Source organism: Paraburkholderia sp. BL23I1N1 (assembly GCF_003610295.1).
Lineage (GTDB): Bacteria > Pseudomonadota > Gammaproteobacteria > Burkholderiales > Burkholderiaceae > Paraburkholderia.
On sequence record NZ_RAPV01000001.1, the window covers coordinates 374,899 to 392,813 of the forward strand.

17 protein-coding genes are annotated in these 17,915 nt (G+C 62.6%); 8 read left to right on the forward strand and 9 right to left on the reverse strand.

Annotated elements, in window-relative coordinates; translation table 11 throughout:
- Positions 1-139 precede the first annotated feature (139 nt).
- Positions 140-919: a DeoR/GlpR family DNA-binding transcription regulator gene (locus B0G76_RS01865; protein ID WP_120289638.1), complete on the reverse strand. Its 780-nt coding sequence runs from the start codon at positions 917-919 to the stop codon at positions 140-142.
- 365 nt (positions 920-1,284) lie between these two features.
- On the opposite strand from B0G76_RS01865, the gene ggt reads away from it, so the two are divergent.
- From ggt to B0G76_RS01885, 4 genes are all read left to right on the forward strand, one after another.
- The gene (ggt, locus tag B0G76_RS01870) at positions 1,285-2,922 is read left to right on the forward strand and encodes a gamma-glutamyltransferase (protein WP_120289640.1); all 1,638 of its coding nucleotides are present in this window, start codon (positions 1,285-1,287) and stop codon (positions 2,920-2,922) included.
- A 192-nt stretch (positions 2,923-3,114) separates the two neighbouring features.
- A complete protein-coding gene (locus tag B0G76_RS01875; protein WP_120289642.1) occupies positions 3,115-4,479 on the forward strand; it encodes an MFS transporter in 1,365 nt (454 codons plus the stop codon).
- 338 nt (positions 4,480-4,817) lie between these two features.
- Complete coding sequence (locus B0G76_RS01880; RefSeq protein ID WP_120289644.1) at positions 4,818-5,645, forward strand: ferritin-like domain-containing protein; 828 nt, start codon at positions 4,818-4,820, stop codon at positions 5,643-5,645.
- Between the two features lie 148 nt (positions 5,646-5,793).
- Positions 5,794-6,318: a pyridoxamine 5'-phosphate oxidase family protein gene (locus B0G76_RS01885; protein WP_120296137.1), complete on the forward strand. Its 525-nt coding sequence runs from the start codon at positions 5,794-5,796 to the stop codon at positions 6,316-6,318.
- 49 nt (positions 6,319-6,367) lie between these two features.
- Here the strand turns inward: B0G76_RS01885 and B0G76_RS01890 are convergent, their stop codons facing one another.
- The 4 genes from B0G76_RS01890 to B0G76_RS01905 form a co-directional block, all read right to left on the reverse strand.
- On the reverse strand, positions 6,368-7,915 hold the full coding sequence (locus B0G76_RS01890; RefSeq protein ID WP_120289646.1) for a DEAD/DEAH box helicase: 1,548 nt from the start codon (positions 7,913-7,915) through the stop codon (positions 6,368-6,370).
- 224 nt (positions 7,916-8,139) lie between these two features.
- A complete protein-coding gene (gene trhA, locus B0G76_RS01895) occupies positions 8,140-8,760 on the reverse strand; it encodes a PAQR family membrane homeostasis protein TrhA (protein WP_074282261.1) in 621 nt (206 codons plus the stop codon).
- Between the two features lie 121 nt (positions 8,761-8,881).
- Positions 8,882-10,180 carry a cytochrome c gene (locus B0G76_RS01900; protein ID WP_120289648.1) on the reverse strand — a complete coding sequence of 433 codons (1,299 nt, stop codon included), beginning with the start codon at positions 10,178-10,180 and terminating at the stop codon, positions 8,882-8,884.
- A 21-nt stretch (positions 10,181-10,201) separates the two neighbouring features.
- Positions 10,202-10,933 carry a cytochrome c gene (locus tag B0G76_RS01905; protein ID WP_120289650.1) on the reverse strand — a complete coding sequence of 244 codons (732 nt, stop codon included), beginning with the start codon at positions 10,931-10,933 and terminating at the stop codon, positions 10,202-10,204.
- Between the two features lie 369 nt (positions 10,934-11,302).
- Here B0G76_RS01905 and copC point away from each other — a divergent pair, with 369 nt between their 5' ends.
- On the forward strand, positions 11,303-11,680 hold the full coding sequence (gene copC, locus B0G76_RS01910; protein ID WP_120296138.1) for a copper homeostasis periplasmic binding protein CopC: 378 nt from the start codon (positions 11,303-11,305) through the stop codon (positions 11,678-11,680).
- Positions 11,677-12,606: a CopD family protein gene (locus B0G76_RS01915; protein WP_120289652.1), complete on the forward strand. Its 930-nt coding sequence runs from the start codon at positions 11,677-11,679 to the stop codon at positions 12,604-12,606. The genes copC and B0G76_RS01915 overlap by 4 nt, the downstream gene beginning before the upstream one ends.
- Positions 12,607-12,702: 96 nt before the next feature.
- On the opposite strand, the gene B0G76_RS01920 is transcribed toward B0G76_RS01915, so the two are convergent.
- The 3 genes from B0G76_RS01920 to dgoD all read right to left on the reverse strand — a co-directional run bounded on the left by B0G76_RS01920 (position 12,703) and on the right by dgoD (position 14,703).
- Entirely contained in the window at positions 12,703-12,933 is a 231-nt protein-coding gene (locus B0G76_RS01920) for a YodC family protein (RefSeq protein WP_120296139.1), read from the reverse strand.
- Positions 12,934-12,963: 30 nt separating this feature from the next.
- Positions 12,964-13,266 (reverse strand): hypothetical protein, encoded by a 303-nt coding sequence (locus B0G76_RS01925; RefSeq protein ID WP_120289654.1) that lies wholly within the window; start codon positions 13,264-13,266, stop codon positions 12,964-12,966.
- Between the two features lie 288 nt (positions 13,267-13,554).
- The gene (gene dgoD, locus B0G76_RS01930; protein ID WP_120296140.1) at positions 13,555-14,703 is read right to left on the reverse strand and encodes a galactonate dehydratase; all 1,149 of its coding nucleotides are present in this window, start codon (positions 14,701-14,703) and stop codon (positions 13,555-13,557) included.
- A 208-nt stretch (positions 14,704-14,911) separates the two neighbouring features.
- On the opposite strand from dgoD, the gene B0G76_RS01935 reads away from it, so the two are divergent.
- Entirely contained in the window at positions 14,912-15,619 is a 708-nt protein-coding gene (locus B0G76_RS01935) for an FCD domain-containing protein (protein ID WP_183082191.1), read from the forward strand.
- 45 nt (positions 15,620-15,664) lie between these two features.
- On the opposite strand, the gene B0G76_RS01940 is transcribed toward B0G76_RS01935, so the two are convergent.
- Positions 15,665-17,203 carry a DHA2 family efflux MFS transporter permease subunit gene (locus B0G76_RS01940; RefSeq protein WP_120289658.1) on the reverse strand — a complete coding sequence of 513 codons (1,539 nt, stop codon included), beginning with the start codon at positions 17,201-17,203 and terminating at the stop codon, positions 15,665-15,667.
- A 168-nt stretch (positions 17,204-17,371) separates the two neighbouring features.
- Here B0G76_RS01940 and B0G76_RS01945 point away from each other — a divergent pair, with 168 nt between their 5' ends.
- Positions 17,372-17,815: a MarR family winged helix-turn-helix transcriptional regulator gene (locus B0G76_RS01945; RefSeq protein WP_120289660.1), complete on the forward strand. Its 444-nt coding sequence runs from the start codon at positions 17,372-17,374 to the stop codon at positions 17,813-17,815.
- The last annotated feature ends 100 nt before the right edge of the window (positions 17,816-17,915 follow it).

Below are 17,915 nucleotides of genomic sequence, written 5' to 3' on the forward strand. Positions count from 1 at the left end.
GCCAGACAAACACCAAAGGGGCCCCAGTAAATTTTCCCTTTGACAATTGGGCGGTGCAGAGGCGGTTTGGAGCAGCGGCCAGATCCTTGATTTCACTCGAAGTTTTGCGTGCACTGCAACATGGCCGAAGACGCCTGGATTACTCGGCGATATACACCTGGCAGTTGGCGGCCGCGAGCGTTTCGCTCATTTCGGCGGGCGGGGCGGCGTCGGTGAAAAGCGCGTCGATCTGGTCGAGATGACCTTGGCGGACGAGCGCCGGGCGGCCGAATTTGGAGTTGTCCGCGGCGAGAAATACCGTGCGCGCGTGCTGGATGATCGCCTCGGCCACGCGCACCTCGCGGGTGTCGAAATCGCGCAGCGTGCCGTCCGCTTCGATGCTCGACGTCCCGATGATCGCGAAGTCCACCTTGAACTGCCGGATAAAGTCGATCGCCAGTTCGCCGACGATGCCCTTATCCCAAGGTCTCACGATGCCGCCTGTCACCAGCACTTCGCAATCCGGGTAGCCGCTCATCATGCTGGCGACGTTCAGATTGTTGGTGATCACGCGCAGGCCGCGATGCCGGTTGAGCGCCCGCGCGACTTCTTCAGTGGTCGTGCCGAGGTTGATGAAGAGCGACGCCTGGTCGGGAATGTGAGTGGCCACTAGCGCCGCAATGCGCCGTTTCTCTTCATGGAACATCCGTTGACGCGCCGTGTACGAGACGTTCTCGGAACTGGTCGGCAGACTGGCGCCGCCGTGATAACGGCGCAGCAGGTTCATGTCGGCGAGCCAGTTGACGTCGCGGCGGATCGTCTGCGGTGTCACGTCGAAGTGAGCCGCAAGGTCGTCCACGGTCACGAAGCCGTCGCGTTGCACCCACTCCAGCAGTTCCTGTTGCCGGGCGTTGAGAGTCAGGCGGGGGTCTCGGGTCATGTGTCTCGGGTCGTGGGTTTTTTATCGGCGCTGCCCGCCACCGGCGCAAAAAGCCGAGCTGGAAAACGGATCATGCGTGAACGAGGGTGAGCGTATTGTAAGACCATCGCACGTCATGTCTGCCAACTCGTGCGTCATGGTTCGGATGCGGAGCGACCCAGCAGCGAGCCAGCAGCGACCCGGCAACGACCCTGAGGCGAATCATTCAGGTCTTTTGCGCATTTATTCATTTGATAAATGAATTTGTTTTTTGTGCCGGATCGCGCTGCAATCCATGGTTCCGCGCTTTACCCGCGTTGTTACCCGTTTCCCTTGGTTTCCGGCGTTCGAAAACGCGTCGGCCCACGCTTTCGAGAGTGTTCGACATGACTGGCTTTAATTGGCAAAACCCCTATCCGACGCCGCGTCTGCCTGTATTCGCGCGCAACATCGTTTCGACTTCGCATCCGCTCGCCGCCCAAGCCGGGCTGCGGATGTTGTGGAAAGGCGGTAACGCCGTCGACGCGGCGATCGCGGCGGCAGCCGCCATCACGGTGGTCGAGCCCGTGTCGTGCGGCCTTGGCGGCGACGCCTTCGCGCTGGTGTGGGACGGCCAGAAGCTGCATGGCCTGAATGCGTCGGGCGTCTCGCCGGCGGCGTGGAACGTCGATTACTTCAAGCGCAAATACGGTGAGGAAAATGGTCTCGCGAAGCAACCCAAACGCGGTTGGGACGCGGTGACGGTACCCGGCGTGATTGCCGGCTGGGAAGCCTTGCATCAGAAATTCGGCACGCTGCCGTTCGCCGACCTGATGGAGCCGGCGATCGAAATCGCCGAGCGCGGTCATGCGGTGGCGAGCATCGTCGCCTACAAGTGGGCGGCGGCCGTACCGGAGCTGAAAGACCTGCCGGGCTTCGCGCAAACCTTCATGCCACGCGGGCGCGCGCCGGAAGTCAGCGAGCTGGTGCGCTTTCCCGGCCACGCGAAGACGCTGCGCAAGCTGGCCGAACAGGGCCCGCGCGCGTACTACGAAGGCGAGATCGCCGAGCAGATCGCGGCGTTTGCGCGGGAAGGCGGCGGCGCGTTGACCCTCGACGATCTGCGCAACTACCGCGCCGATTGGGTCGAACCGATCGGCAAGGACTATCGCGGTTACACCGTGCATGAAATTCCGCCGAACGGCCAGGGCATCGCGGCGCTGATCGCCTTGGGCATCCTCGAAAAGTTCGACATGAAAGAACTCGCCGTCGACAACGTCGAGTCGCAGCATGTGCAGATCGAAGCCATGAAGCTGGCGTTCGCCGACGTCTACCGCTACGTCGCCGATCCGCGTTCGATGGAAGTCACGCCCGAGCAGATGCTCGACGACGCGTACCTCACGTCGCGCGCGAAGCTGATCGACCCGAAGCGCGCCACGCAGTTCGACTTCGGCATGCCGAAGGCCGGCGGCACGATCTACATGTCGGTGGCGGACGGGCGCGGCATGATGGTCAGCTTCATCCAGTCGAACTATATGGGCTTCGGCTCGGGCATCGTGGTGCCGGACAGCGGCATCGCCATGCAGAACCGCGGCTGCGGATTCTCGATGGACCCGAAGTCGCCGAATGTGGTGGAAGGCGGCAAGCGCCCGTTCCACACCATCATCCCGTCGTTCCTGACGCAGCAGGTGGACGGCAGGCCGGAAGCGGTGATGAGCTTCGGCGTGATGGGCGGCGATATGCAGCCGCAAGGCCATCTGCAATCGATCGTGCGGATGCTCGACTACGGTCAGCAGCCGCAGGCCGCCTGCGACGCACCGCGCTGGAAGGTCAATCGCGACTTCACCATCGACATCGAATCGACGCTCGATCCGAAGACCGCCGCGGCACTGCAGAAGTTGGGTCACACGATCAAGTCGGTCGACGATCCGTATATGGACTTCGGCTCCGGCCAGTACATCTGGAAGCTCGACCGTAACGATCCCGAGCGCGGCTATGTCGCGGCGAGCGACGGCCGTCGCGACGGGCTGGCCGCCGGGTTCTAAACGACTCAAGCGAAGAAGCGCGGCGCCGCATATGCGGCGGCCGCGCCTCGGTTCATCCGTTGACGATGCATGACGCATTCTCGTGGGGCAAACCGATCAAGCCATTAAAGCAAGGCGTCACGCGCAGGCAACGGACCGCGCGTGACAGCCGGGCACCGGGCGCATCAAAAATCAGGCAGGGCAGGAGACACCATGAACATCCCCGCGTCGCAACCCGCAACAGTTTCCCTCCATTCCACGTCCGCGCCGCTTTCCAAAGCGACGGTGCGGCGTATCGTGTTTTCGTCGTCGGTCGGCAACGCGCTCGAGTGGTTCGACTTTCTGGTCTACGGCTACTTCGCGACCATCATCGCAAAACAGTTTTTCCCGATGCAGGACGAGTGGCTCTCGACGCTGCTCGCCATCGCCACCTTCGGCATCTCGTTCCTGATGCGGCCGCTGGGCGCCGTTGTGCTGGGCGTCTACGGCGACCGCAAGGGCCGTAAGGCGGCGCTCACGCTCGCCATCGCGCTGATGATGGTCGGCACCTTCACCATGGCGGTGATGCCGCCGTATGCGTCGATCGGTATTGCGGCACCCGTGTTGATCCTGCTCGCCCGGCTCGTGCAAGGCTTTGCGGTGGGCGGCGAGTTCGGCAGCGCCACGGCCTTCATGGTCGAGCACAGCGCGTCGCGGCGGGGCTACTACGCGAGCTGGCAGTTCGCGAGCCAGGGTCTGGCCGCGATCACCGCTGCGGCCTTTGGTTCGCTCCTGACCGCGTGGATGCCGCCCGAGCAACTCAATAGCTGGGGCTGGCGCCTGCCGTTCGTGTTCGGTCTGCTGGTCGGGCCGGTGGGCTACTACATCCGTTCGCATCTCGATGAGACGCCGGAGTTTCTCGCGTTGCGTGAAGCGCGTGAGACCGCAAGTAAGCGTCAGGCGATGCCTGAGGACAAGAGCGCGTCATTCAGCAACCAGTGGGTGAACCTGCTGCTGGCCGTGGGCATCGTTGCGCAATCAACGGTCGGCGTGTACGTGCTGCAACTTTACATGCCGATGTATGCGGTCAAGCAGTTGCACATGCCGGCTGCGGCGTCGTTCGGTGTGGTGGTGCTCAATGGCGGCTTGCAGTTTCTACTGTCGCCGGTGATGGGCGCATTGTCCGACCGCATCGGCCGGATTCGCATCATGCTGACGACGTCGATTCTCATGGGCCTATTGATCTATCCGATGTTCGCTTTGCTGCAATCGCATCCGACGATCGGCTGGCTGCTACTGTTGCAAGGCACCGCCGGAATTTTCAAGGCGGCTTACTCCGGACCGATGCCCTCGCTGATGTCCGAGATCTTCCCGACGCAAGTGCGCTCGACGGGTCTTTCAATCGGTTACAGCATTGGCGTGACGATTTTTGGCGGCTTTGCGCCGACGATTGTGGAGACCTTCATTCACTTGACCGGCGACAAGCTCGCGCCAAGTTATTACGTCCTGATTGCCGCGGTGCTGTCGGGGTTGTCGCTCGTCGTGGTTGCGTGGCGTATGCGGCGCTTCAGGCATCTCGAAGGCGTTCAACTCGCATGACGGTCTAGCGGCCATTGTGCTGCGCAGCGAGCCTTGCCGCGCTTGACGCGCATTCTGTTCAGGTCAAAGCCAGCGCTTCGAGCTGGCTTTTTTTGTGCCCTGCGCGAGCCCCTTGTAACCATCCGAAGGATTTGACTACTGTGAAATTGGAACTGCAGCGGCCGGGTATGGTCTGTGCTGGGTTATCTGCAGAGTTGCCGAACACCAGCTAAGATGCAAGATACAAGGGGTTAACTCTAATTCAAGGCGCTGTATCTGACACGGCGGACCGTCCTTGCGATAGCGGACGGTTTCGAGCGTGCTCCACGAGTCGATACAGCTTTCGGAGCAACGAAACAATGCACACCGAGCTGAACCATGTGATGCCCTGGCGGATCGAGGATATCGACCTCACGCGCATAGATCGCCAGAAGGCTGTCGCTAACGAAGACCTGCTGCTTCTGTTGTGCGCCGCTTCATTTATCGAAAGCGGCACTGATCTTTACACCAGCAATCTGAGCACTTTCTTCGACGGCGACCCGGAAGTCTCCGCCTGGCTCAACCAGGAATGGGAGCCGGAAGAGATGCAGCACGGCCGCGCGCTCAAGACGTATGTCGCCTACGTCTGGCCTGAGTTCGATTGGGACACTGCGTTCCGCAATTTCATGGAAGAGTATTCGCTGACCTGCTCATTCGAAGACTTCGAAAAAACCCGCGCGCTCGAGATGGTTGCACGCTGTGTGGTGGAAACGGGTACCGCTACGCTCTATCGCGCGATCGGCGAATGTTCGGACGAGCCCATGCTCAAGCAGATTACCGACAACATTCGCACCGACGAAGTTCGTCACTACAAGCACTTTTTCAAGTTCTTCAAGAAGTACAACAAGATCGAAGGCAATGGGCGTCTTGCCGTTCTCGGTGCGTTGATGCGCCGCGTGATGGAAATCAAGAACGAAGACTCGGAGATCGCATTGCGCCATGTCTTTGCGATTCGTTATCCTGAACGCGTGCACGATTCGGCCTATAACCGCGAACGCGCGGCTCGAATCAACGCGCTGGTGCGGCGCAATCTGTCGGCGGACATGTGCGTGAAGATGCTGCTCAAGCCGCTCGATCTGCCGGCCAAGATTCAGCCGGGCGTGCATTACCCGCTCGCCAAGATCACGCAGCACGTGTTCTTTCGCTGATGTTTATCTGCTGAGCCTATGGCGTACAGATGAAGTTGCATGACCCGCTCGCGCGGGACATATTTTTTCGAGGCATGATTGATCTTTGCAAGCGGATCTTTGCAAGCGTTCGCAACCTTCGCAACTTGCTTCTGACCGGATCGATACGATGAGCGAATCTCCTTCACCCGAACGTCCGCTCGAACAGAACGTGTTCGACGAATGGCCCGACGCCGTCCGCACGTTATTCGACGGTTCGTCGCTGGCGAGCAAGACGGGCTTCACTGCGTCGCTGCTCACCGTCGATGCGAATGGCCATGTCCGTACGTCGCTGCTCGGCGTCGGCGAGTTGTACGCGCCTGATTCGCGCTCGCTGTGCTTCGCATTGTGGCCGCAGGCTCGGGCGGCGCGCGTGATCGCGCAAAGCGGCCGGGCCGCGCTCACATTCGTTTGCGACGAGGCGTTCTATCAGGTGCAGTTGCGTTGCACGCCGCTAGCGGGCGTGACGGGCGACGACAGCGGCCTCGTGTACCTCATCGGCTCGATTGACACAGGGGAGGCGCAGAGCGTGCGTTATGCGCGCCTGACAAGCGGCATTACGTTTGAACTGCAAGGGGAGGGGGAGAAGGTGCTCGATCGATGGGAACGACAGATCGAGCACCTGAAGCAAGCTGCCGCTGCGGCTAGCCGATAGTCTCGAAAGACGGCTAGCGAGCAGGCAGTGCCTGAAACTTAACGGCCACTTAGCGGCCGCGTTGGCCGCTGCGCGTCGGCTGACCACCACGCGGCGCATCGCTGCGCGGCTTGGCGCCACCCAGCAAAGCACCCGGATTGCCGCCTTGCGGCTTTGCGCCCTGCGGCTTGCGCGGCGCATGTTGCGCGGCGCTGCCTTCGTGCGCTGCTGCACGCGGCTGGCCGTCATGACGCTGGCCGTCGCGGCGCGGCTGGCCACCATTGCCGGCCGGCTTCGCACCTTGCGGCTTCGGCTGCTGCTGACCATTCGCCGGACGCTGACCCGAACGTTGCGCCGGCTTTGCAGACGATGCGCCATCGCGTTTCGGCGCACCTTGGCCCTGACGCGGCGAACGGCCGCCACCGCCACCACCACCCTGGCCGCGGCGCAGAATCGGCTCCGGCTTCGCGGTCGGATCCGGTTCGAAGCCGGCGATCACTTCCTGCGGCACCGGACGCTTGATCAGCTTCTCGATGTCCTTCAGCAGTTGCAGTTCGTCGACGCACACCAGCGAGATCGCTTCGCCCGTCGCGCCTGCGCGGCCCGTGCGGCCGATGCGGTGCACGTAATCTTCCGGCACGTTCGGCAGATCGTAGTTGACCACGTGCGGCAGCTGATCGATATCGATGCCGCGTGCCGCGATGTCAGTGGCGACCAGCACTTGCAGCGTGCCGTCCTTGAACTCGGCAAGCGCGCGAGTACGGGCCGACTGGCTCTTGTTGCCGTGAATCGCCAGCGCGCTGATGCTGTCTTTGGTCAGCTGTTCGGCGAGGCGGTTCGCGCCATGCTTGGTGCGCGTGAACACCAGCACCTGGAACCAGTTGTGTTGCTTGATGAGGTGCGTGAGCAGTTCGCGCTTCTTGTCGCGATCCACCGGGTGAATCTTCTGCGCGACCGTCTCTGCCGTTGTGTTGCGACGGGCGACTTCGATCAGCGCCGGCGAGTCGAGCAGGTTGTCGGCGAGCGTCTTGATCTCGTCCGAAAAGGTGGCCGAGAACAGCAGGTTCTGACGCTTCGGCGGCAACTTCGCAAGCACGCGCTTGATGTCATGGATGAAGCCCATGTCGAGCATACGGTCGGCTTCGTCCAGCACGAGAATCTCGAGATGCGACAGATCGATGGTCTTCTGCTGCATGTGGTCGAGCAAACGGCCGGGCGTCGCGACGACGATGTCCACGCCGCTGCGCAGCGCGCCGATTTGCGGATTGATGCCGACGCCGCCGAACATCACGGTCGACTTCAGCTTCAGATACTTGCCGTAGGCGCGCACGCTTTCTTCAACCTGGGCGGCCAGCTCGCGCGTCGGCGTGAGGATCAGCGCGCGCACGGCGCGCTTGCCCGAGGCCGTGGTGACAGCGGGCATGGTGTTAAGACGCTGCAGGATCGGCAGCGTAAAGCCGGCGGTCTTGCCGGTGCCAGTCTGCGCGCCGGCCAGCAGGTCGCCGCCGTTGAGCACAGCAGGGATCGCTTGCGTCTGGATCGGAGTCGGGGTGGTGTAGCCGAGTTCGTGTACAGCGCGGACCAGCGGTTCGGACAAGCCGAGGGAATCAAAAGACATAAATGCTCTTTGCAATGCAGTTTCGCGAACGGAGCCAGACGGCACCAATGGGTGCCCAAGCGGGCCCAAGCACGGCATGAACACGCCTTGATGGCGCGTTCGAGGCCAAAGCCCGGTTCCGGTCGCTGAGAAATCGGCGGCACGCTCAAATGCGTGCCGAATGCTTCAACGCGCTATGCAGACACGTTGACTGGCCTTAAGTTGCATTTCGCCGCCGTGGGATGTCACGCGACGTAGCGCGCAACACTGACGAATTGACACAGACTGCCCGCCAGTACGAACAGGTGCCAGATACCATGTCCGTGCCGGATGCGCTCGTCGTTGATGAAGAAGTAGATACCGGCGCTGTAGATGATCCCGCCGGCCACGAGCCAGGCGGTACCCGCTGCTGGTAAAGCTTGAACCAGCGGGCGGACGGCAACGAGCGCGAGCCATCCCATCAATACATACAGCACCATCGAAACGCTGCGGGTGCGTCGCCCGAGCGTCAGTTCCTGCACGATGCCGAGAGCGGCAAGCCCCCAGCTTACGCCGAATAGCGACCAGCCCCACGGTCCGCGCAAGGTCACAAGCGTGAACGGGGTGTAGCTGCCGGCGATCAACAGGTAGATCGCCGAATGGTCGCATTTTTGCAGAACCGCTTTGACACGCGGGTTGCGCACGCTGTGGTAAAGCGTCGAGATAGCATACAGCACGAACAGCATCGCACCGTAGACACTGAAACTCACCACCTTGTACGCGTCGCCGTCGAGCGCGCCCATTGTCACGAGCGTAGCCAGCCCCGCCACCGACAGCACGGCGCCGACGAGATGGGTAATGCTGTTGAAACGCTCACCGACATGCACGGCTCTTTCCTCCTGCGCGGTTTCATTAGGGTTTATACCACCCACATGATACCGGTCCTGAAAAAACGAAGGGCGCGGCCGCGTTATTCGCAGGCCGCGCCCCAGGTGCATCTCGCGCTGCTTAGTCGAGCGGCGCCGAACGCAGATCGGACACTTGCTGCGGCGACACAGCCGTACCGTGGTTGCCCCACGACATACGAATGTACGTCACGACAGCTGCCACTTCCGTGTTCGACAGCGCCTGGGCAAACGGCGGCATGCCGTACGGATGCGGATTGCCTTCCGTGCTCGGCGGATAACCGCCGTTCAGAACCATACGGATCGGGTTGACCGCCGACGGCATCTGGATCGACTGGTTATTCGCGAGCGGCGGGAAGGACGGCGGCATACCGAGGCCGTTTTCCGCGTGACACTTCGCGCAGTTGTCAGCGTAGATCTTCTGACCTTGCTTCAACAGTTCGCCACCGAACTTTTCCGACGTTTGGAGCTGCAGCTGTTCCGGTGCTTCGCTCTTCTGCGGAATCGTCTTCAGGTACGTTGCCATCGCGTTGATGTCTTCGTCCGACATGTACTGCAGGCTGTTGTGAACCACTTCAGCCATCGGACCGAACACCGCGCCGCGGTTCGACACACCGGTCTTGAGCAGATCGGCGATATCTTTGGTTTCCCAGTCGCCGAGGCCGGCTTCCTTGTTCGACGTCAACGAAGGCGCATACCAGTTCTGCAGCGGGATCAGGCCGCCGGCGAACGCGGCCGAGCTGACCGGGCCGCCCATCGCGTTGATCGAGGTGTGGCACATGCCGCAGTGGCCGAGGCCTTCGATCAGGTAAGCGCCACGGTTCCATTCGACCGACTTGGTCGGATCAGCCTTGTACTCGCCTTCGCGGAAGAACAGCGTGCGCCAGCCGATCAGCATGTTGCGCTGATTGAACGGGAATTTCAGTTCGTGCGGACGGCTCGGCACATTGACCGGCGTAACCGAGCGCAGGTACGCGTAGATCGCGTCCGAGTCGGCACGCGTGACCTTCGTGTAGCTCGTGAACGGGAAACCCGGGTACAGCAGGCTGCCGTCTTTCGAACGGCCCGTGTGCATGGCGCGGTAGAAGTCGTCCTGCGTCCACTTGCCGATACCGTACTGGTCGTCAGGCGTGATGTTCGGCGTGAACATCGTGCCGAACGGCGTGGCCATGGGCAGGCCGCCGGCGAACTGCTTGCCGCCGCGCACCGTGTGGCAGGCGATACAGTCGCCGGCGCGGGCGAGGTACTCGCCCTTCTTGATCAGCGCGGCCTGGTCGGCGGGCGTTGCCGCCATAGCCGTGCCGTTATGCAGATTGTCGCCGCCCGACCACAGGACGGGAACGAGTGCGGCAGCCGCAACGACGACAACTGCCGAGAGGGCGAACAAAGACTTGCGTTTCATTTGAGTGTCTCTCCCGGTGCCTTATTGCGGTTCGCTGCCGCAGGCAAGCGGAGTCTTCATCGAGCGGGCCGGAGCCGGCACGGGGTTTTGTGGGGCCGTTTGCGTGGAAAGCCATGCTGCGACGGCGTTCACGTCGTCATCGGTCAGACGGGTGGCGATGGTGTGCATGCAATCAGGTGCGATGGCATGACGCGAGCCCGAACGCCATGCGCCCAACTGCGCGCTGATGTAGTCAGCATGCAGACCGACCAGACCCGGGATAGCGGGTTCCATGCCGGTCAGCGCCTTGCCGTGGCAAGCCGCGCACGCCGGAATCTGTTTGGATGCGTCGCCGTGCAGCACGATCTGCTGGCCGCGTGAAACGATCGCCGCCGACACGGTCGGCTTGGCCGGCGTGGGGTACGGCGGGCGTTGCTGCGAGAAGTACGTGGCGATCTGATGAAGGTAGTCGTCGGAAAGATACGTGACGAGGTAGTTCATGGGCGGGTACTTGCGGCGCCCTTCGCGGAAGTTCTGCAACTGGTTGTACAGATAGTCGGCCGGCTTGCCCGCCAGACGCGGGAAGTAGTCGTTGTCGGTACCTTGGCCGTGCGACCCGTGGCAGGCCGTGCAACCTTGCACGCGCGCTTCCATCGTATCGGGGGCCTTCGGTTGAGTCTGCGCTTTCGCAGCGCTATAGACACCCGCGGAGCCGATCAGCAGAAGGGCAAGCAACGGGCGGAAAATGCGTCTTGAAGACACGCGTAACTCCATCAAAATCGGGGACCTGACCGAACTTCGAGCGGCTCGGTGTGAAGGGCAGCCGGCGCTGCGGCGACGCAGCATTCTATCATCGAAGGGTGATGGTGACTATTTGCCACATTAGAGAAGGTTCCAGCTGTGACAGTCGTGCGACAGTTTGACGCGCATCACCGTCCGGCAAGCGAGTCGGCCATCTCGATTTTGTTCGCTCGATCGCGGGCGCACGTGCTGCTCCTGCTCGCTTATATAACAAACCAGGTTGAACCGACGCGCGCGCCGACCATCGAAGCGTACACTTCCGGGCGCGCCGGCGTCTGTCCGATGCCCACGCCCCTTGGCTCAACGTCCATCGTTTTACTTTCCATAAGCTATCGGCCTTACATGAAGCTATTCAATATTTCCCGTCCGGCGCTGCGTGCGTTGACGCTCGGCGCCGCCGCGCTGGTCATGACGTCTACGGCTTTTGCCCATGCGCATCTGGTGTCGAGCGAGCCCGCGGCGAACGCCGAAGTCACCGCCGCCACTGAAGTGACGATCCATTTCACCGAGCCGCTCGAACCGGCATTCAGCAAGATCGAACTGAGCGACGCGAACGGCAAGCCCGCCGCGCCGGCTGCGGCGCAAGTCGACAAAAGTGACGCAAAAGTGATGCATCTGGCGCTGCCGCCGTTGACGGCCGGCCGCTACGCGGTGCAGTGGACGGCGGTTGCCACGGACGGCCACCGCACCCAGGGCAACTTTGCGTTCATCGTCAAATGAGCATGGACGGACTGTGGATCGGGCAGGTCGCCATGGCCGCGCTCATGAATGTCGCGTTTGCGTTTGCCGTCGGTTCGGCGTTGCTTGGCGGGTGGCTCGCTAAAGACGCACAGGCCAAGATCGCGCCGGCGCGGCCCGCCTGGTTGCGCGCGCAACGGTCGATGCTGACCGCCACCGTCGTGCTGGTGCTCGCGGATATCGGCTGGCTGTTGTATCAGGCGGCGTCGATGAGCGGCGTCGCGTTGCCGTCGGCCATCGGCGTGGTGCCGACCGTGTTGACGCAAACCCATGTGGGTTATGGCTGGAGCGTGGCGTTCGCCGGCGCGCTGGTGTTGCTGGGCACAGCCATGGCCAGTCATACGGGCATGCTGCGCAATGCGCTGTTGTGGCTCGCGGTGATCGCGATCGCGGCGGGCAAGGCGTCGCTCGGACATGCGGCCGACGCCGGCCCCGCCTCGGCGGCGATCGCCATGCAGACGCTGCATGTGCTGGTCACGAGCGTCTGGGGTGGGCTGGCGATGGCGGCGGGGATCTCGGTCTTGCCCGCGCTCGGCACGTCGACCGCCCGCGGGATGCTGATCCGCACGGCAACGCAGGTGTCGGGCGTATCGCTGGTGGCGGTCGGGCTCGTACTGATCACCGGCGTGTTCAATGCCGTGCGGGGTTCGGGCGGCTCGTTTGAAGCGATCCAGATGAGCACGTGGGGCCATGTGCTGACAATGAAGCTTGCGCTGATCGCGCTCGCGCTGGTGCTCGGAGGGCTCAACCGCTTTTCGGCGCTGCCGCGCTTGCGCCGCACGGCCTCGACGATGGACGCACATACCTTCGTCAACGTGCTGTATCTCGAGGCGCTGGCGATGATCGGCGTGTTCGTCGCAGCGGCCGTCTTGTCGCACAGCGTGCCGGCCTTCGCCGCGTTGGGCTGAGACTAAAAAAAGCGCCGCACTGCAAAAGCGTGCGGCGCAATACACACGGTCGCCCGGCGGTGGCTGGCTGATCCGTTACTACTCTGCTATTGCCCTCTACGCAGCGAGCGCGTTGTGCGCCCGTTCCAGTGTCTCCTCCGGAAACATCTCCTGCTGCAGTTCGCCGTCGTTGCCGAACCACTGGCAGATCAGCCAGTTGCCCGGCGCGAACAGGACCGGCCCGGTCCAGGTGGCCGTCATCGGACGTCCGCCGGATTTGAGCGTCAGCACGTCGCCGGCGCGGTAAGCAGGCTTTGCGGCTTTCGCAGGTCTCTTTCCCAGTCGCATGGCGAGCATCCGTTCGTTCGGTGAACCCGGTTATTCGAGGCCGAGCCGATGCCCGAGAATCGGTGTGCAGAAGAGCGCGATCGCGCAGCCCGCAGCTTTGCCTTCCAGTTCCGCGCCTGCGGCACGCGAGCCGTACATATGCGTCAGCAGATCGAAGAGCTGCGGCAGGCAGTACAGCACCGCGGCGGCGATAAAGCACTTTTCGACCACGGAGATGCGCCAGCCGCGTTCATAGGCGAGCATCGCGCCGATGAGGCGAAGCACGCCGAACGCCACCAGGGCGCCGACAGCGGCCTGTTCGCGCAGCAGATAGTCTGGAAGGAATTCGCCCATGATTTGCCCCGATGCATTGTCGTTTGAATGCATTTGAGCAAGGAGCGGGCCATGCGTATGTCCGGTGCCGAACGAACGACGGGAAAACCTTTCTGGATAAGGCTTTGCGCAGAGCAGGGCGGGGCGGTTGAAAGGCTGAAAAGTGCGGCTTGAGGCCGTTTCGGTCCGTGATGTTACGTAACTGCGACGGAGCGCGCGTCACGGCACCGTAACGCCCGTGCCCAGCGCCGAAAAAGAAAAACGCCGCCCGCAGGCGGCGCTTCGTCAATCCGTTAAGCCGTCACACCTTTACCATTCCGCGACGCTGCCATCTTCGTGGCGCCACACCGGATTGCGCCAACGGTGGCCGACCTTCGCCATCTCGCGCACCTTCTCTTCGTTCACTTCGATACCGAGGCCCGGGCCTTGCGGAATCGACACGAAGCCGTCTTCGTATTTGAAGACTTCAGGGTTCCTGATGTAGTCGAGCAGGTCGTTGCCCTGGTTGTAGTGAATGCCCAGGCTCTGTTCCTGGATGAACGCGTTGTAGCTCACCGCGTCGATCTGCAGGCAGGTGGCCAGCGCAATCGGACCCAGCGGGCAGTGCAGCGCGAGCGCGACGTCGTACGCCTCGGCCATCGACGCGATCTTGCGGCACTCGGTAATCCCGCCCGCGTGCGACGCGTCCGGCTGGATGACGTCGACGTAGCCGCCCGACAGGATGTGCTTGAAGTCCCAGCGCGAATACAGACGTTCGCCCAAAGCGATCGGCGTGTTGGTCTGATTGACGATGTCGCGCAAGGCTTCCGCGTTTTCCGACAGCACCGGCTCCTCGATAAAGAGCAGCTTGTACGGGTCGAGTTCTTTAGCCAGCACCTTCGCCATCGGCTTATGCACGCGGCCATGGAAGTCCACGCCGATACCGATGTTCGGACCAACCGCTTCGCGCACGGCGGCGACGTTGTTGATGACGCCTTGCACCTTGTCGAAGGTGTCGATGATCTGCAGCTCTTCCGAGCCGTTCATCTTCACCGCCTTGAAGCCGCGCTCGACCACGGCGCGCGCGTTGTTCGCGACGTCGCTCGGACGGTCGCCGCCGATCCACGAATACACCTTGATCCTGTCGCGCACCTGGCCGCCCAGCAGCGCATGAACCGGCACGCCATGATGCTTGCCCTTGATGTCCCACAGCGCCTGGTCGACGCCGGCGATCGCGCTCATCGTGATCGGGCCGCCGCGGTAGAAGCCCGAGCGATACATCACCTGCCAGTGGTCTTCGATCAGCAGCGGGTCTTTGCCGATCAGATAGTCGGACAGTTCCTCGACGGCGGCCGCCACCGTATGCGCCCGGCCTTCGACCACCGGCTCGCCCCAGCCGACGATGCCTTCGTCAGTCTCGATCTTCAGGAAGCACCAGCGCGGCGGAACGATGAAGGTTTCGAGCTTGGTGATTTTCATGGTGTGCGTCTCCTTGCGGCTGGGCGCCTGCGTGTGCAGGCAATTTCGAGGATTCACATGCTACAACAAAAGCACGTTTAAGTACTATTAATAGTACTATTTGCCAAATAGTGGCTGGGCGGTGGGTGTGTGGCGGCGCCCAAGTAGTGGGTAAGCCGGTTGAGATACCGGATAATCGCGGTCCATTCCGGGCTCAGGTCCGATATCAATAGCGCCGAGAGGCTGCCGGGAGAAAGCTATTCAGCACGATCTGCATGGGCGCGTCGCCCATCTGCTGGCGACCGCGATACTGCGCGGCGACTACGCGCCCGACTCGATCCTGCCGCGCGAGGCGGAGTTGATCGACACCTTCGGCGTGAGCCGGACGGTGTTGCGCGAGGCGCTGCGTACGCTCACGTCGAAAGGGCTGATTGAATCGCGTCCGCGGGTGGGTACACGAGTGCGGCCGAAACAGGCGTGGAATCTGCTCGATGCCGACGTGCTCGACTGGTACTCGCGCGTGGCCGAGCCCATGGCCTTCGCGCTCAAGCTGCAGGAAATGCGCGAGATGATCGAACCATACGCGGCGGCTCTGGCGGCTGCCTCGCACACGGACGACACCTTCAACGCGCTGGCGGCAGCGCATGCGTCAATGGTCGCGGCGCGCAATGTCGATGAATGGGTGCGCGCCGATCTGCAGTTTCATCTGAGCGTGCTGACGGCATGCAGCAACGAATTGCTGATTCCGCTCGGCACACTGATCGAGCGTACGTTGGAGGCGCAACTGCGCCTGAACGCGAAACGCGCGGATGTGTTCAACGCGTCGCTGACCGAGCACACGGCAGTGTTCGAAGCGATCCGTGACCGCAAGGCGGTGGCGGCGCGCGAGGCGATGGCGGGATTGCTGGGCGTGACGCGCGGAAGAATCGAGGCGTAAGCGTGACGCGAATGCGCCGCCTGCCGCCGGCCATCATGATCGTGCTCAATCCATCGCCGCATGCGCCACCGACGCATCCGGCGCCTGGCGCGCCGGCCGGATCAACACCAGCAGCGGAATGACCAGCAGCGTGGCCACGAACATCAGTTTGAAGTCGTTCAGGTAGGAGATCATCGACGCCTGCTGCGTAATCGACGCGTTCAGCACCGCCAGGTCGTAATTCGAGCCGCTGTTGAGCATCGGCTGGATCGCCGGATTGAAGGGCGTGATATTCGCCGCGAGGTCGGCATGCGAGACCTGCGTGTTGCGCGTCATCAGCGTCTGCACGATCGAAATGCCGATACTGCTGCCGATATTACGCATCAGGCTGTACGTTGCGGTGCCGTCCGCGCGCAGCTCGGGCGCGAGCGTGGAGAAAGTCAGCGCGCTCAGCGGCACGAACACGAGACCCAGGCCGAAGCCCTGGATCACGCCGGGCCAGACGATGTCCGACGCCGACAGCACGATCGTGTATTGCATCATCTGCCAGAGCGCAAATGCGGAGATCAGGAAGCCGGCGAGCAGCAACAGCCGCGCGTCGATCCGCTTCAATAGCCGCCCGGCAAACAGCATCGCGACCATGGTCCCCGCGCCGCTCGGCGCCGTGACGAGACCCGTGGTCGCGACCGGATAGTTCATCAGGTTCTGCAGCATCGGCGGCAGCAACGCGCGTGTCGCATACATCACCGCGCCGATCACGAAGATGAAGAACGTGCCGGTCGCGAAGTTTGGATCCCTCAGCAACTCGTACTTGAAGAACGATTTCTTGCCGACCGTCGCCGTATGCACGAGGAAGAACGCGAAGCTGATCGCCGCGAGCAGCGCCTCAATGACAATTTCATTCGAGCCGAACCAGTCGAGTTGCTCGCCGCGGTCGAGCATTGCCTGCAACGCGCCGATGGCGAGACCCAGGGTGGCAAAGCCGAACGCGTCGAACTTCGCGTCGTGCTTCGGCTCGCGCGCCGGCAGGAAGGTGGCCACGCCGAATAGCGCAAACGCACCGATCGGCACGTTGATGAAAAACACCCAGCGCCAGTTGTAGCTATCGGTGAGCCAGCCGCCGAGCGTCGGGCCGAGAATCGGCCCGACCATCACGCCCATGCCCCACACGGCCATCGCCTGGCCCTGCTTTTCGCGCGGATTGATGTCGAGCAGGATCGACTGCGACAGTGGTACCAGCGAGGCCCCGAAAATCCCTTGCAGCAGACGCGACGCGACGATCTGCGTCAGCGTTTCCGACAACCCGCACAGCGCCGAGGCCACGGTGAAGCCGCCGATCGAGAAGATCAGCAGCCGCTTGACGCTCAGCCGGTCGGACAGCCAGCCGGTCAGGGGCGTGGCGATCGCGGCCGCGACGATATATGAGGTCAGCACCCACGTGATCTCGTCCTGCGACGCGGACAGCGTGCCCTGCATGTGCGGCAGCGCGACGTTGGCGATGGTGCTGTCGAGCGTCTGGATCAGCGTGGCGAGCATGATCGCGACGGTGATCATCGGCCGGTTGAGCGGGGCGGCGGCGCTCGTCGGCGTGGAGTCGGAGGACATGGGAAACCGGGATCGTCAAAATTAGTAAGCATGCTTACTATATCGGCTTCGAGCGAATGTGCCCACCAGGAATTATGCGGAGCCTGAATTGCGCCCGTTTTGGCGCGTTTTCGCCCGCTTTCGCCCGTTTCGACGATGACAAACAGAAGCCTTTCGTATAATCCGCGCATGACCACCCAACTCGAAGAACGCTTCGGCTTTCTGATTTCCGACGTCGGCCGCCTGACAGGCAAGCGTTACGACGATCTCGCGAAATCATCGGTCGATCTGACGCGCGCGCAGTGCCGCGTGCTGGCCAACCTCGCCCACTACGGCGACGTCAATCAGGCGCGACTCGCGGACCTGCTCGAAGTCGCGCCGATTTCGGCGGGACGTTTGCTGGATCGTATGGAAGATGGCGGCTGGATCGAGCGCACGGCGAATCCGCAGGATCGCCGGGAGCGTCAGGTGCGCATGACGCCGAAGGCCGAGCGCATGCTCGGCAAGGCCCGCAAAGTAGGCGATGAAGTCGCGCTCGAAGCGCTAAACGGTTTCACCGACGAAGAATCGAAGCAGCTCATCGCATTGCTGCAACGGGTGCGCGGCAATCTCAGCCGGCTGGTCGATCGTTGAGCGTGACGATTCGGGTGATGCGCTGCTTGCGTGATGCAAGCAGCGGGCGCGTGCCGGGGGCGCGAAACGCGGTATCGCGAACAAGCTAGCGTGCGCTAGG